Annotated in this window: 12 protein-coding genes and 1 pseudogene; 6 read left to right on the forward strand and 7 right to left on the reverse strand. The window is 57.2% G+C overall.

The annotated features are described in order from the left end of the window. Positions 1-6 precede the first annotated feature (6 nt). Complete coding sequence (locus ACZ5Q2_RS07500; RefSeq protein WP_061330624.1) at positions 7-1,119, reverse strand: branched-chain amino acid ABC transporter substrate-binding protein; 1,113 nt, start codon at positions 1,117-1,119, stop codon at positions 7-9. 161 nt (positions 1,120-1,280) lie between these two features. Further along, the gene (locus ACZ5Q2_RS07505; protein WP_061330623.1) at positions 1,281-2,192 is read right to left on the reverse strand and encodes a TPR end-of-group domain-containing protein; all 912 of its coding nucleotides are present in this window, start codon (positions 2,190-2,192) and stop codon (positions 1,281-1,283) included. Positions 2,193-2,391: 199 nt separating this feature from the next. Between ACZ5Q2_RS07505 and ACZ5Q2_RS07510 the strand changes: the two genes are divergently transcribed. Continuing rightward, on the forward strand, positions 2,392-2,886 hold the full coding sequence (locus ACZ5Q2_RS07510; protein ID WP_061330622.1) for a MarR family winged helix-turn-helix transcriptional regulator: 495 nt from the start codon (positions 2,392-2,394) through the stop codon (positions 2,884-2,886). A gap of 196 nt (positions 2,887-3,082) precedes the next feature. Here ACZ5Q2_RS07510 and lon read toward each other — a convergent pair. After that, positions 3,083-5,534: pseudogene (gene lon / locus ACZ5Q2_RS07515) on the reverse strand (endopeptidase La). 127 nt (positions 5,535-5,661) lie between these two features. On the opposite strand from lon, the gene ACZ5Q2_RS07520 reads away from it, so the two are divergent. The 4 genes from ACZ5Q2_RS07520 (at position 5,662) to trxA (ending at position 8,414) form a co-directional block, all read left to right on the forward strand. Further along, on the forward strand, positions 5,662-5,952 hold the full coding sequence (locus ACZ5Q2_RS07520) for a BrnT family toxin (RefSeq protein WP_230715464.1): 291 nt from the start codon (positions 5,662-5,664) through the stop codon (positions 5,950-5,952). Positions 5,953-6,087: 135 nt separating this feature from the next. Continuing rightward, entirely contained in the window at positions 6,088-7,293 is a 1,206-nt protein-coding gene (locus tag ACZ5Q2_RS07525) for an ISL3 family transposase (RefSeq protein WP_011785425.1), read from the forward strand. A gap of 27 nt (positions 7,294-7,320) precedes the next feature. Then, positions 7,321-7,476, forward strand: a complete 156-nt coding sequence (locus ACZ5Q2_RS07530; protein WP_432210294.1) for a BrnA antitoxin family protein — start codon at positions 7,321-7,323, stop codon at positions 7,474-7,476. 74 nt (positions 7,477-7,550) lie between these two features. Then, positions 7,551-8,414, forward strand: a complete 864-nt coding sequence (trxA, locus tag ACZ5Q2_RS07535) for a thioredoxin (protein WP_072676310.1) — start codon at positions 7,551-7,553, stop codon at positions 8,412-8,414. A gap of 28 nt (positions 8,415-8,442) precedes the next feature. On the opposite strand, the gene modC is transcribed toward trxA, so the two are convergent. Genes modC through modA form a run of 3 tightly spaced genes read right to left on the reverse strand, consistent with a single transcriptional unit; the run spans position 8,443 to position 11,006 of the window. Beyond that, the gene (gene modC / locus ACZ5Q2_RS07540; protein ID WP_058092569.1) at positions 8,443-9,516 is read right to left on the reverse strand and encodes a molybdenum ABC transporter ATP-binding protein; all 1,074 of its coding nucleotides are present in this window, start codon (positions 9,514-9,516) and stop codon (positions 8,443-8,445) included. Next, a complete protein-coding gene (gene modB, locus ACZ5Q2_RS07545) occupies positions 9,513-10,199 on the reverse strand; it encodes a molybdate ABC transporter permease subunit (protein ID WP_058092570.1) in 687 nt (228 codons plus the stop codon). The genes modC and modB overlap by 4 nt, the downstream gene beginning before the upstream one ends. Positions 10,200-10,241: 42 nt before the next feature. After that, a complete protein-coding gene (gene modA / locus ACZ5Q2_RS07550; protein ID WP_061330617.1) occupies positions 10,242-11,006 on the reverse strand; it encodes a molybdate ABC transporter substrate-binding protein in 765 nt (254 codons plus the stop codon). Positions 11,007-11,076: 70 nt separating this feature from the next. On the opposite strand from modA, the gene ACZ5Q2_RS07555 reads away from it, so the two are divergent. Beyond that, positions 11,077-11,397 (forward strand): hypothetical protein, encoded by a 321-nt coding sequence (locus ACZ5Q2_RS07555; protein WP_061330616.1) that lies wholly within the window; start codon positions 11,077-11,079, stop codon positions 11,395-11,397. 34 nt (positions 11,398-11,431) lie between these two features. Here the strand turns inward: ACZ5Q2_RS07555 and ACZ5Q2_RS07560 are convergent, their stop codons facing one another. Continuing rightward, positions 11,432-12,796, reverse strand: coding sequence for a KamA family radical SAM protein (locus tag ACZ5Q2_RS07560; protein ID WP_432210293.1), 1,365 nt, complete (start codon positions 12,794-12,796; stop codon positions 11,432-11,434). Positions 12,797-13,264: the final 468 nt, after the last annotated feature.

Here is a 13,264-nt window from a genome sequence, read left to right on the forward strand (position 1 = left end):
GTTGGCTCAGTTGACCGGAGTCTTGCTGCCGTCGGAGTGCCATTCGTAGACGACAAACTCGAAGGACTCCATATCGCCCGCCTGGTTGTACTGAACGGTACCGATGGGCGTTTCGAAAGTGCCGGCGCGCAGGGCCTTGGCTACTTCAAACGGATCTTTGGTACCAGCCTGCTCGATGCCATCGGCAACCAGCTGAACAGCTGTATAGGAGGTGAGAACAAATGGGCCGGATGGGTCTTCACCCTTGTCAGCGAAGGCGGCTACCAGATCCTGGTTCTCTTCTTTCTCGTCAAAGCTGGGTGGCAGGGTAACCAGCAGGCCTTCGGCGGCTTCGCCGGCAATGGTGTTGATGTCTTTGTTGCCAACGCCTTCAGGCCCCATGAACTTCGCGTTCACGTCCGCCTGGCGTGCCTGGCGAAGGATCAAGCCAAGCTCCGGGTGGTAGCCGCCGTAGTAGACGAAATCCACGTTGGCCTGCTTGATTTTGGTAACCAGTGACGAGAAGTCTTTGTCACCGGCGGTGATGCCTTCAAACATGGCCACTTCCACGCCGGCATTGCGCAGGGTGTCACGCACCGCCGTGGCAATGCCTTCACCGTACTGCTGTTTGTCGTGGATGACAGCGACCTTATTCGGGTTCTGGCTGACGATGTACTCACCGGCGACCGGGCCCTGCATGCTGTCCAGGCCGATGGTGCGGAATACCAGCTCATAACCACGCTGGGTAATTTCCGGGCTGGTTGATGCCGGGGTAATCATCAGAATGCCTTCGTCTTCATAGATATCAGACGCCGGCTGGGTGGAGCTGGAACACAGGTGGCCCACCACGTATTGAACACCTTGGTTGACCAGGCGGTTGGCAACGGTGACGGCCTGCTTGGGGTCGCACACGTCATCCACTTCCACGCCTACCAGTTGTTCGCCCATGACGCCGCCGGCAGCATTGATGCGTTCAATGGCCATGCGTGCGCCAGAAAACTGCATATCACCATACTGGGCAACGGGGCCGGTCATCGGGCCGGCAATACCAATTCGGATTTCAGCGGCGGCCTGGCCGGCGGCCATCAGAGCAACAGAAGCGCCTACAGCGGTAGCGAGTTTCTTAACGGACATGTTCATCGTGATGTTCCTGTTTGTTCAGGGTTATTGTTATGTTCTCAGAGACTTAAACAAACACCACAGCCAGCTGCTTGTCAAGCAGATCGGGCCAGGGTTTGCTCTGGAACACAGCGTCGCTTTCCAGAGTGGGATTAGCAAGCTCTGTGCCGGTATCTTCGATGCTATGCGTCTGTGCTGTCGTCCTGATCGCTGAAGACCAGAGTCCTGTAACTTTCGTGATCGTGCAGTGGCTCGAAACTGGGGTCGACGGAGGCATCGTCCCGGTAGGCTTCAGAGATGTCGATGGCCTTCTCCAGGGTGCTGACGGCGTCTTCCCAGCGGCCAATCTCCGCGTAGGCGCAGGCCAGCTGGTAATGGGCGTGGCCGTTATCCGGGGCCAGCTTCAGTGCCCGTTGGCACAAGCTGATGGCCCACAGGGGTTCACGCATTTCCAGCACGGCGTCGGCTTTGTAGCTCAGGGCTTCCACATCATCAGGGCGTAGATCCAGAATCTGGTCGTAGGCGGAGATCTTGTTTTGCTGGGAGGTCTCCTGGCTTGCCTTCAACCAGAGCGCGTGCACCTCGTTAGTGCGTTCAATTTCTGCCTGGTTCTGGTGAATAATCTCGGATTTCTGCTGCAGCTGCTCTTCGATGGACTTCAGGCGCTTCTCGTACTCCACCACCAGTTCATTCACCCGTTTCTCTGCCAGGCTGGTGAGCTGGTTGCGCATGTCGCGGATCGAGTTCCAGCCAATCACCACCAGAATGGAGGTGGCGCCGGCGATCAGATAGAAGAAGTAGGTAACAGTGTCGGTGGCGTACGACATGGTCTTATCGGCAACCGACAATTCCTTTTCGACCACCTTTTCGATCAACTCGGCCCGGGTGTCCTGCATTTCCTTTCGCAAGGCTTTGGATTCGTCCAGTAGGTACAGCTCCACAAACGGGGTGTACATGGGTTTTTCAAGGGTTCTGATGCTTTCCTCGACATCTTCTGCTGTCAGTTCCTTATCCGGCCCAAGTTGTTCCTGCTGGGCCTGAGTGGCGCTGGCGAATGTAATGGCAAGAGCGAATGCGAGGTAGAACCTGATCATCAACCGTTTCCGTATTGTGTGTGAGTTGCAAGCTGCTGACCATAGCATAGTGGCTGGCGGAAATAATGCTGCATTGGTGGTTGGTGCGTGAGCGTCCGCCTCGGAAGCAAGCTAGGTAATACTGCCCACTTGCAATCGGCAGTGCAAAGACCTCTAATATTTAGAGGCATAAATAACGGGCACATTCTGGAGCAGTCGTGTGAATAATTACGAGCAGGTGTTGGTAGCGCTTCGGCGGGTTATCCGGGCGACGGATCTTCATTCCAAGCGGTTAAGCAAGCACGCCGGGCTGACCGGCCCGCAGCTGCTGATCATGCGCACCATCCGGGATATGGGGGAAGTGACTATCGGCACCATCGCCGAAAATGTCAGCCTCAGCCAGGCTACCGTAACCACCATCCTGGACCGCCTTGAACTTCGCAAGCTGGTATACCGCGTGCGCAGCACTCAGGACAAACGCAAAGTACACGCGCACCTGACCGAAGAAGGCGCCGAGATACTCGCCCGCGCCCCCAACCCGCTGCAGGAAGACTTCATCGCCAAGTTCCAGAGCCTGGCCGAATGGGAGCAGACCATGATCCTGGCCTCATTGCAGCGAGTAGCGAACATGATGGATGCCGACGACATTGATGCGTCGCCGGTGCTGACCGTTGGCTCTGTGCTCAAGGATGATGGCTGGAAGGAAAAAGCCTGACTGGGGCTTGTCCTAAGGGTCTGTCCCCGAATGGGGACTGACCCATTTTGGACCCATGGGTTTGAGTTTGGCTAGGGGTCTGTCCCCGAATGGGGACTGACCCATCTTGGAACCAATGGGTTCTAGTTTGGCGGCATGGACGGGCAAAAGTGGGTCAGTCCCCTTTGGGGACAGACCCCTGAGACAGCCCAAAAACCTAATGCACACTAGACCCCTGCCTCGGCTTATTCCCAAAACACACCTGAAACACATCGTTGTAGTGCTTGGCAAAATTCACCGATATCCCTTCCTTCAGGTACTCCGGCAATTCCTCATAATCCCCGCGGTTTGCTTCCGGCAGTATCAGGTTATTGATCTTCTGCCGCCGCGCCGCGATCACCTTCTCCCGAATGCCACCCACCGGCAACACCTGCCCGGTTAGTGTCAGCTCTCCGGTCATGGCGATGTTCTGCTGCGGGGCTTCTTTGCGGGCGATGGAGAGCAGGGCGGTGGCCATGGTGACGCCGGCGCTCGGGCCGTCTTTCGGGGTGGCGCCCTCCGGTACGTGCAGGTGCACGAAGGATTTATCGAAGAAGGTCGGGTCTCCCTTGAAACGCTTCAGGTTGGAAGACACAAAGCTGTAAGCAATCTCTGCCGATTCCTTCATCACATCCCCCAATTGCCCGGTGAGCTTGAAGCCCCGTTGGCTGGTGTGAATGCGGGAGGCTTCGATACTCAGTGTGGCGCCGCCCATGGCGGTCCAGGCCAGGCCGGTGACCACGCCGGTGCCTTTCAGAGATTTCTCTTTCTTGAACGCCGGTTGTCCCAGGTAACTCACCAGATCAGACACCCCTACTTTCACTGGCTCATCCGGGTTTTCCAGCAGCCTCACAATGCCCTTGCGGATAATCTTATGCAGCAGTTTTTCCAGGTTCCGCACACCGGCTTCCCGGGCGTAACCTTCAATCACCTGGCGGATCGCCGCATCGGTAATGTTCAGCTGTTTTTTCAGCAGCCCGGCCCGTTTCAGCAGGCGTGGCAGCAAGTGATGCTTGGCGATGGCCAGCTTCTCTTCACCGATGTAGCCAGACAGGCGAATCACATCCATCCGGTCCAGCAGGGGCCGGGGAATGGTGTCCAACTGGTTGGCGGTGCACACGAACAGCACCTTGGACAGGTCCATGCGCACGTCCAGGTAATGGTCCAGGAATTCCCTGTTCTGTTCCGGGTCCAGTGTTTCCAGCAGGGCAGAGGCCGGGTCGCCTTGATAGGAACTGCCGATCTTGTCGATCTCATCCAGCATGATGACCGGGTTGGCCACCTTGCTGTCTTTCAGGGCCTGAACGAACTTGCCGGGCATGGCGCCGATGTAGGTGCGGCGGTGGCCCTTGATCTCGGCTTCATCGCGCATGCCGCCTACACTGAACCGGTAAAACTCCCGGCCCAGGGCGTCTGCCACCGAATGGCCAATGGAGGTTTTGCCTACGCCCGGCGGGCCTACCAACAACAGTATGGAACCACTCACTTCACCCTTGAAGGTGCCTTCGGCCAGGAACTCAATGATGCGATCCTTAACATCGTCCAGACCATCGTGGTCTCGGTCCAAAATGCGGCGGGCTTCGGCCAGGTCAAAATGGTCTTCGGAATGCACACCCCAGGGCACCTGGGTAATCCAGTCCAGATAATTGCGGGTAACGCCGTATTCCGGGGAGCCCTGTTCCAGTACCTGCAGTTTCTGGATTTCATCCTTGAACCGCTCTTGCACCGCCTCCGGTGGATTCAGCTTGGCCATGCGCTCTTCAAAACGCTCCACGTCCGCGGTCTTATCGTCCTTGGCGATGCCCAGCTCCCGCTGGATGACCTTCAGCTGCTCCCGCAGGAAGAATTCCCGCTGGTGCTTCTGCACCTTCTCGTTCACTTCTTCGTTGATCTCGGATTGCAGGCGGGCCACTTCCTGCTCCTTGCGCATCAGTAAAAGAACCTTCTCCATGCGCCGGAGCAGGGGGACGGTATCCAGCACATCCTGCAATTCGCGACCCGGGGCGCTGGTCATGGAGGCGCCGAAATCCGCCAGGGGTGAACTGTCTTCCGGGCCAAAGCGGGACAGGTACTGCTTCACTTCCTCACCATACAGAGGGTTGGTGCGCAGCAGCTCCTTGATGGCCGCAATGATGGCCAGAGTGTAGGCCTTGAGCTCATCCGCCGGCTCCTCTGGCTCTTCAGGGTATTCCACTTCCACCAGGTAGGGTGGGCGGCGGCGCAGCCACTGAACAATCCTGAACCGCTGCATGCCCTGGGCAATAAACTGCACCTTGCCACCTTCGCTCTGGGCGTGGTGAACCTTCACCGCACACCCCATGGTCTCAAGGTCATCGCTGGCGGGAATGCCGGTGTCGGACTCCGGATCTTCCACAAAGCAGATGCCCAGAACCTTGTGGTCGGTTTCACCCACCCGCTTCAGGGTTTCCTGCCCGGGGGTCCTGGTTCACCACCACGGGCTGTACCTGGGCTGGAAAGAACGGCCGGTTCGACACCGGCAACACATACATACGCCGCGGCCTGGCCTGTTGAGGCAAGACCAGGCTTTTGCTGTTCTCGTCTTTGCCGATGTACTCGGTCACATCTTCTTCAAATTCTTCCAGGGAGTCTGTGCGGTTCTCGTCATTCATACCGTGCTGCTCTCAAGGCTGAGTGGTTAAAGACCTATGTGACGACGAAAGCCAGGTTTTCAAGCTTTCAGGCGTTGCTAGAAAGCTTGGAATGTAATTACAATGTAGTTATCCATGGAGGGTGAATATGAATTTTGAATGGGACGAAAGGAAGGCGCTGATCAACCAGGATAAGCATGGCGTCAGTTTTCAGGAGGCGCGTACTGTTTTCTATGATGAGTATGGCTTGATTATTCCTGATCCTGACCACTCTGAGTTGGAGGATCGGTTTCTGATTCTGGGGCGCAGTGAGTCGCTCCGGTTGCTTGTGGATTGTCATTGTTATCGACAGGATGATCAAACCATCAGGTTGATTTCTGCACGCAAAGCGACGAAGCATGAGTCTGGCTATTACAGGGCCGGGAGGCGAGGACTATGAGAGACGAATACGACTTTTCAGAGGCGAAAAGAAAGGTTCATCGCGGGTTAGCGTGAAAAAGTAGGAGACGGCGGTCAAACCGGTTAGTTTTGAGTTCGCCAAAACAACAAACCTGACCGACTCACCGCCGTCCCTATGAATGCTAATCCTCTTGCCCTGTTCTGGGAAGGATTCACGATAGAATCGTATGCCCAGATTGACGCTCAATCTCTGCTCATCCGACTGCAACCTGCCGACGATTACTTGCCATGCTGCAGTGGTTGTAATCAGCACACGCTTGCCATCCATGACATCAGCACCCGACGAGTCCGAGAACGCGACCTGTTCCAATACCGCGTCTGGCTGGACGTGCCAGTTCGCCGAGTTCGTTGTACGACCTGTGGCCCCAAGCTTGAACAGATTCGCTGGTTACCAGGGCGACAGCGTCTGACGGCAGGCATGGTCAGTTGGATTGAATCCCTGGTACGACTGATGCCGATCCAACATGTGGCAACGCTGCTAGGGTTGCATTGGCATACGGTCAAGGCCATCGACCATCGGCGCCTCAAACGAGAAGTGACTGAGCCAGATAAACGCCGGATTCGTCGACTGATCATGGATGAGTTCGCCTTGTTCAAGGGACACCGCTACGCCACCGTGGCGATTGATGCGGATACTCAACAAGTCCTCTGGGTTGGAGAAGGCCGCAGTCGAGCAGCGGTACGCCCCTTCTTTGAATGGCTGGGGCCGGAAACCTGTGGCCAGATCGAAGCCGTGGCGATGGATATGAATACCGCCATGGACCTGGAAGTTCAGCACCACTGCCCACAAGCACGGGTGGTCTATGACCTGTTCCACGTTGTAGCAAAGTTCGGACGGGAAGTGATTGACCGTGTCCGGGTCGATCAGGCCAATCAGCTTCGACACGACAAGCCGGCTCGCAAAGTAGTGAAACGAAGTCGCTGGCTGTTGCTCAGAAACCGAGGCAACCTCAAGGACGAGCAGGCTCTGAAGCTCGAAGAACTGCTGCAAGCCAACCAGCCCCTGATGACTGTCTACGTCCTGAAAGACCAGCTCAAAGAGCTCTGGTACGCTCCCTCAGAGGCCGATGCCAGACAACGCTGGCAAGACTGGCTAAATCTGGCTATGAGTAGTGGGCTGGCCCCCGTGCAGCAGTTTGCCAGGCGCCTCAAGGGCTACGTCGACGGCATTATCGCCAGCGCGGTCTACCGGTTGAACACCAGTGTGTTGGAGGGAATGAACAACAAGATCAAGGTGATCAAGCGGGTGGCCTACGGCTACCGGGATAACGACTACTTCTTTCTGAAGATAAAAGCAGCATTTCCCGGTAAAGCGCGATGAACCAAAAGAAACCCCTACGCCAAGGCGTTGAAAAAGCAGATCACAATTCGGGTGGACGAAGATGCGTTGGGATACTTCAAGGCATTGGCCGAAGAATTGGGCGTGCCTTATCAGAGCCTGATCAATCTTTATCTGCGGGACTGCGCGCAGGCTCGAAGGAAGCCGGATCTGCACTGGAAATGAAGCTGGTGACTTGATTTTGTGCTCCTCGCCCCAATACCGGACGTATCAAATTCATTTCAGCTTCGGGTAACTGTATGACCGCTTCGCCGTACATCTTCGACGCCACCGCCGACAACTTTCAGCAGAAAGTAATGGAAGCCTCCGCCACCACCCCAATCCTGGTGGACGTATGGGCCGAATGGTGCGCGCCTTGTAAGCAGCTGATGCCGATTCTGCAGAAGCTGGCGGAGGAGTATCAGGGGAATTTCCAGCTGGCCAAGGTGAATGCAGACGAACAGCAGGAGCTGACGGCTTCCCTGGGTGTGCGCAGCCTGCCCACGGTGATTCTGGTGAAGAATGGCCAGGCGGTGGATGGTTTTAACGGTGCCCTGCCGGAAAGTGAGATCCGCAAGGTGCTGGAAAAGCACATCGACGCGCCGTCTGAAGACCCCTACGAGAAAGCCCACGCCCTGTGGGAAGCCGGTGATGTAGACGGTGCCCTGGCCATCCTCACCGAGATGAACCAGAAAGACCCGGAAAACCTGGATGTGCTGATCGACCTGGCCCAGCTGAAAGCCGAGCAGGGCGATCTCGACACCGCCGAGCAGGTGCTCAACAGCCTGCCGCCGGAAGAGAAGCTGCAGCACAAGGCCAAACAGCTGGCGGCCAGGGTGAAGTTTTTGAAGCAGTCCGGTGAACTGCCGGCGCAGTCGGAACTGGAGGCAAAGCTGGAAGCCAATCCGAAAGACCCGGAAGCCCTGCACCAATTGTCCCTGCACAAGGTACTGCAGGACAAAAACGCCGAAGCCATGGATCTGCTGATTCGCCTGATGCAGTCAGACAGCACCTACAAAGACGGTATCGCCAAGACTACGCTGGTGGAACTGTTCGAGAAGCTGGGGAACAACAATCCGGATGTGCGTACCTACCGCCGTAAACTCTACACCCTGATGCACTGACAAAGGATGGCTGGCCTGGCTGTCAAGGTCAGGCCAGCAACGCCACCGATTTGATCAGCGCGTACACCTGCTTGCCCGTTGCCAGCCCCAGTTGCTGGACCGCCCGGGCGGTGATTTCCGCCAACAGCAATTGACCGTCCGCCGTTCGGCAGGCCACCACGCAACGGTTGTCCCTGGGCGGGTCTATGCGTTCGATGGTCACCGGCAGGTGGTTCTGAATGCTGATGTGTTGAGGGTCTACCAGAGACAAACTGACGTCCCGGGCAAGAATGCTAATCCGGGTTCTGTCCATCCCGGCTGCCGGCGCAGAACTTGTTAACCACAGCCGAGCCTCCGGCGGGCCAAAAGGCCGGGCGTTGTCTTCCCCCGCCTCACCTAGAGTTCCCTCCAGCACTGAAGCCGCACCCGCATCATCGAACAACGGGGAGTCTGGCCGGGCCAGGGCCTCCCGCAAGGTTTCCACGTTTTGAATCTGGCCGTTCTGCATGAACACCACCCGGTCTGCCAGCCGGGTGACCTCATCCGGGGAATGGCTGACCATGATAATCGGCACCCCGGATTCCGCCGCCATGCGAGACAGAAACGGCATGATTTCCCGTTTGGTCTGGGTATCCAGCGCCGCCATAGGTTCGTCCAGTAGCAGCAACTGGGGGCTGATCAACAACGCACGGCCAAGGGAAAACCGCTGGCGCTGGCCCCCGGAGAGCTGATCAATCCGCCGGTCCAGCAGGTGCTCAATTCCCAGCATGGCGGTTACTTCATCCGGGTGAAGCCGACGTTGCTCCGTCGGTGTTCGTTGGTATCCGTAAAGCAGGTTTTCCCGAGCGGACAGGTGAGGGAGCAAGCTGTGTTCCTGAAACACCAGGCCAATCCTGCGCTTGTGCAGGGGAAGAAACTGCCGGCCCCGTTGCCAGTGCTGCCCGCCAAAGCGCACCACCGCACCCCGTGGCCGTTCCAGGCCGGCGATAATGCGCAGCAGGGTGGTTTTGCCACAACCGGAGCGGCCAAACAGCGCGGTGACACCCTCCAGCGGTAGCTCATGGTTAACCTTGAGCTCAAAGTCCTTGCCGTGGCGAAGGTGTCCCTGCAGGTACAGGGTCATAGCTTGGCGACCTCGAACCGGCGGTTAATGCTGTACACCACAAACAAAGTGGCAAAGGCGAAGATTAATAACATCAGCGACAGGCTGTGGGCGGCATCGTAGTTCATGGCCTCGGCGTGATCGTAGATCAAAACCGACAGCACCTTGGTTTCACCCGGAATGCTGCCGCCGAGCATCAAAATAACGCCGAACTCTCCCAGGGTGTGGGCGAAGGTCAGGGTGGCTGCCACCACAAAACCGCCCCGACTGAGGGGGAAGATCACCGTTCGGAACCGGTCCCAGGCGCCGGCGCCCAGGCTGCTGGCCACCTCGACCGGGCGCCGGCCCAGGTTGCGAAAGGCTTCGGTCAGCGGTTGCACGGCAAAGGGCATGGAATAGATAACCGAGGCAATCAGAATCCCCTCAAACGAAAACGCCAGGTGCTGAAAACCCAAGTCCTGAAGGGTTTGACCCACTACGCCCCGGGGCCCAAGAGTGATCAGCAGATAGAACCCCAGCACGGTGGGCGGCAGCACCAATGGCAGCGCCACAATGGCCTGCACAACGGTACGAAATTGAGTGCGCCCCTGCGCCAGCCACCAGGACAAAGGTGTGGCCAGCAATAACAGAATGATGGTGGTGTACAGGCAGAGCTTGAAGGTGACTTCAATGGCCTGCCACTCTGCGGGGCCGAGTTGAAACATTGGGGTCCTTTCAGGTGAAGATGCCGGTTGGCCGTGCGCCGGTCAGGGCATCACAAATCCGTATTGCTCCATTATAGAGTGTGCCTGCTCGGTGGCCATGAAATCAGCAAAGTGCATGGCCTCTGGCTTATTGCCGCCACGCCGGGTAACCACATAGCCCTGGGTCAGTGGGTTGTGCAGGTTGTCGTCGATCAGGTAGTGGTTGTGGGTGGCCAGTTCCGGAAACTTCGCCAGAGACAGTGCAATCACACCCACCTGAGCGGCACCGGACGCGGCCATCTGCGCCGCGTGGGCAATGTTCTCACCAAACACCAGCTTGGGTTGCACCACCTCCCATACGCCGGCCGCCTGCATGGCTTCCCTGGCACGCAGCCCGTAAGGTGCATGGGCCGGCTGGGCGATGGCGATGCGGGTAATGGAATCTGAAGTCAGGTCGTTGAGGGTCAGGCTGCCGGCGTCCAGGGTGTTGCTCCAGAGCACAATCCGGCCAATGGCGTAGACCGCTGGCGGGGTAGCCGTCAGCCCCTCTTGCTCAAGCCGCTTGGGAAACGCAATGTCGGCCGAAAAGAAAATGTCGTAGGGCGCACCGTTAATGATCTGCGTAGTCATTTTGCCGGAGGAACCATACACCACCTGCACATTGGCGGCCGGGTTGGCTTCGCGATACAGCTCAATGATGTCGTCCAGGGCATACCGCAAATCTGAAGCCGCCGCGATACGCACCAGTTCGCCCGCCTGGAGACTGGACGTAAACAGCAAAGCGGCCAGCAGGGCCAGCATTCGCCACGCTTTGAACCATTGATACATCCCGAATCCCCCAAACAACGTATTCTGGTTTAGAGCAGCGCAACCGTTTTACCGCAGCGAACCAAGTGACATGCTAAAACTCCCGCCCCAACCTGACAACTGTGAACTCTGCGAACGCGCCGTACCCAAGCTCACCCGCCACCACCTTATACCCAAACACCTGCACCGCAAAAAGCGGTTTCAGAAGCTGTTCAGTAAAGAGGAGCTGATCACCCGCACCTTGTGGGTGTGCCGGCCATGCCATAACGCGATTCATCGGGCGCGTTCGGAGTACGAGCTGGGGTTGCGTTACAACACGAGGGACCGGTTGCTGGAACTGGAGGAGGTGAAGGCGTTTGTGGCGTGGATTCGGGATAAGCCGGCGGGGTTTGTGCCGAAGAAGGGGAGATGAACAGGCCCGCCGCAGCGGGCCTGTTGCCAGGGGGCTACGCCTTCCCCTGCTTCATCGCCTCAAACTCATCCTCAAAGAAGAACTTCTCTTCCCCGAAGGCGGGCTCCAGCTCATGCAGCCAGGTGGCGGTTTCGCTGTACTTGGCAAAGAACGGGCGCTGCACCCAGTCCGGGTTGCGGCCTTGCAGGAAGCGCAGCACGAACACCTTTTCGCCTTTGACCTCGGTGATGCCCTGGATCTCTACTTTGCCGGGGCCTGCGCTCATGCTGGGACCGCGGGCGGTTCGGGCAAGGCCGCTGACCTGCTTCATGGCTTCGCGGTAGATGTGGTAAGCCTCGGCCAGGGGCACCTCGAAGTAGTTCTTGGCACCGGTGTCCCGCTCTACGAACATGTAGTAGGGGATGATGCCCAGCTTCACTTCTTTCTTCCACAGCTTGGCCCAGGCATCGGCATCGTCGTTCACGTGTTTGATCAGTGGGCCCTGGGCGCGGATCTCGGCACCGGTGGCACGGATGCGGCGGATGGCTTCTTCCGCGATGTCGGTGGTGATTTCCTGCCAGTGGTTGTAGTGGGCCATGATGGCCACGTGCTTGCCGCCATCAACCAGTTTGGCGAACAGTTCGATCAGCTCGTCGGCATCCTTGTCGGTCACGAAACGGTACGGCCAGAAGGTGAGGGCCTTGGTGCCAATGCGGATGGTCTGGATGTGATCGAACTCCGGCTGCAGCAGGGGTTCCAGGTACTGCACCAGGTTCTTGGTCTTCATCACCATGGGGTCGCCACCGGTGACCAGCAGGTCGGTCACTTCGGTGTGCTCCTGCAGGTAGCCGTGCAGCTTCTCGGCATCAGTGCTGGCCATTTTCAGGTCTTTGTCGCCCACAAACTGCGCCCAGCGGAAGCAGAAGGTGCAGTAGCTGTGGCAGGTCTGGCCCTGGGACGGGAAGAACAGCACGGTTTCGCGGTACTTGTGCTGCACGCCGTCCAGCACTTCGCCGTCCAGCTCCGGCATGTTCATTTCCATCTGGCCCGCCGGGTGTGGGTTCAGTTCGTCCCGAATTTCCTTGGCCACAGCCTGAATGTCCTTCTTGTCGGCACCCTCGCGGTGCAGCTTCGCCATCTGTTCGTAATGTTCGTCCTTGAGCATACCCTTTTGAGGGAATACGAGCTGATAGATGGGGTCGTTCGGTACCTTGTCCCAGTTGATCAGTTCGTTGATCACATATTCGTTGACCCGGAATGGCAGCACGCTGGCCACCACTTTCATTTCGAACAGGGTCTCTTCGGGGAGATTCTGGATCGCCTCAATTTTATCGAGCTGGCGGTCGGTAAAAACCTTGAACCGGCGTTCCTCGAATTCCTGAACCGGGATGCGGTTCGGAAAGGTGACGATGGAGTTCATAGATCGCCCTCTGATTAGGTGCCAAAGATAAAAGGAGGGTTAGTAACCTCCTTCACTGGTTAAAAAACGGGCAGGCAAGTATACATAAATCGAAATTCATTTTCAGGTCTAATTAATAATTCAGTGCTTGTGGGTTGAGTTCATCGTCTAAGTTCTCCGAACGTCGCTAATTTAAGGCGAAATAGTCCGAAAATCTCAGATTTGTTTAAGGTTCAGGTGTTTAGCATGGCGATGCAATTCGTAAGTACCAATGCGTTCATACATTGGTCTGATGCCTGGTTGTGAAAGTCATCGAAACCGGACATTATTGCGTAACTAATCTAAATAAATGGCGTGGTTCAGCATTTCAAACGGCTGTTTGTTTGTTTTTCTGGCTTATTTTGTAGTAAAAGTACGAAAGTTTTGGCGTGCGGCGCGCTCAGTGCCGCCGGTGTCGGGAAGTTCGGGGCCAAAAGCTCCGCCCGCAGC

The organism is Marinobacter alkaliphilus (assembly GCF_055394375.1).

Coding starts and splice junctions, on each gene's coding strand:
- ACZ5Q2_RS07555 (WP_061330616.1), top strand. CDS start 11,077: ATGCTAAAACTCCCGCCCCAACCTGACAACTGTGAACTCTGCGAACGC.
- ACZ5Q2_RS07560 (WP_432210293.1), bottom strand. CDS start 12,796: ATGAACTCCATCGTCACCTTTCCGAACCGCATCCCGGTTCAGGAATTC.
- modC (WP_058092569.1), bottom strand. CDS start 9,516: ATGACCCTGTACCTGCAGGGACACCTTCGCCACGGCAAGGACTTTGAG.
- ACZ5Q2_RS07500 (WP_061330624.1), bottom strand. CDS start 1,119: ATGAACATGTCCGTTAAGAAACTCGCTACCGCTGTAGGCGCTTCTGTT.
- ACZ5Q2_RS07505 (WP_061330623.1), bottom strand. CDS start 2,192: ATGATCAGGTTCTACCTCGCATTCGCTCTTGCCATTACATTCGCCAGC.
- modA (WP_061330617.1), bottom strand. CDS start 11,006: ATGTATCAATGGTTCAAAGCGTGGCGAATGCTGGCCCTGCTGGCCGCT.
- modB (WP_058092570.1), bottom strand. CDS start 10,199: ATGTTTCAACTCGGCCCCGCAGAGTGGCAGGCCATTGAAGTCACCTTC.
- ACZ5Q2_RS07520 (WP_230715464.1), top strand. CDS start 5,662: ATGAATTTTGAATGGGACGAAAGGAAGGCGCTGATCAACCAGGATAAG.
- ACZ5Q2_RS07525 (WP_011785425.1), top strand. CDS start 6,088: ATGAATGCTAATCCTCTTGCCCTGTTCTGGGAAGGATTCACGATAGAA.
- trxA (WP_072676310.1), top strand. CDS start 7,551: ATGACCGCTTCGCCGTACATCTTCGACGCCACCGCCGACAACTTTCAG.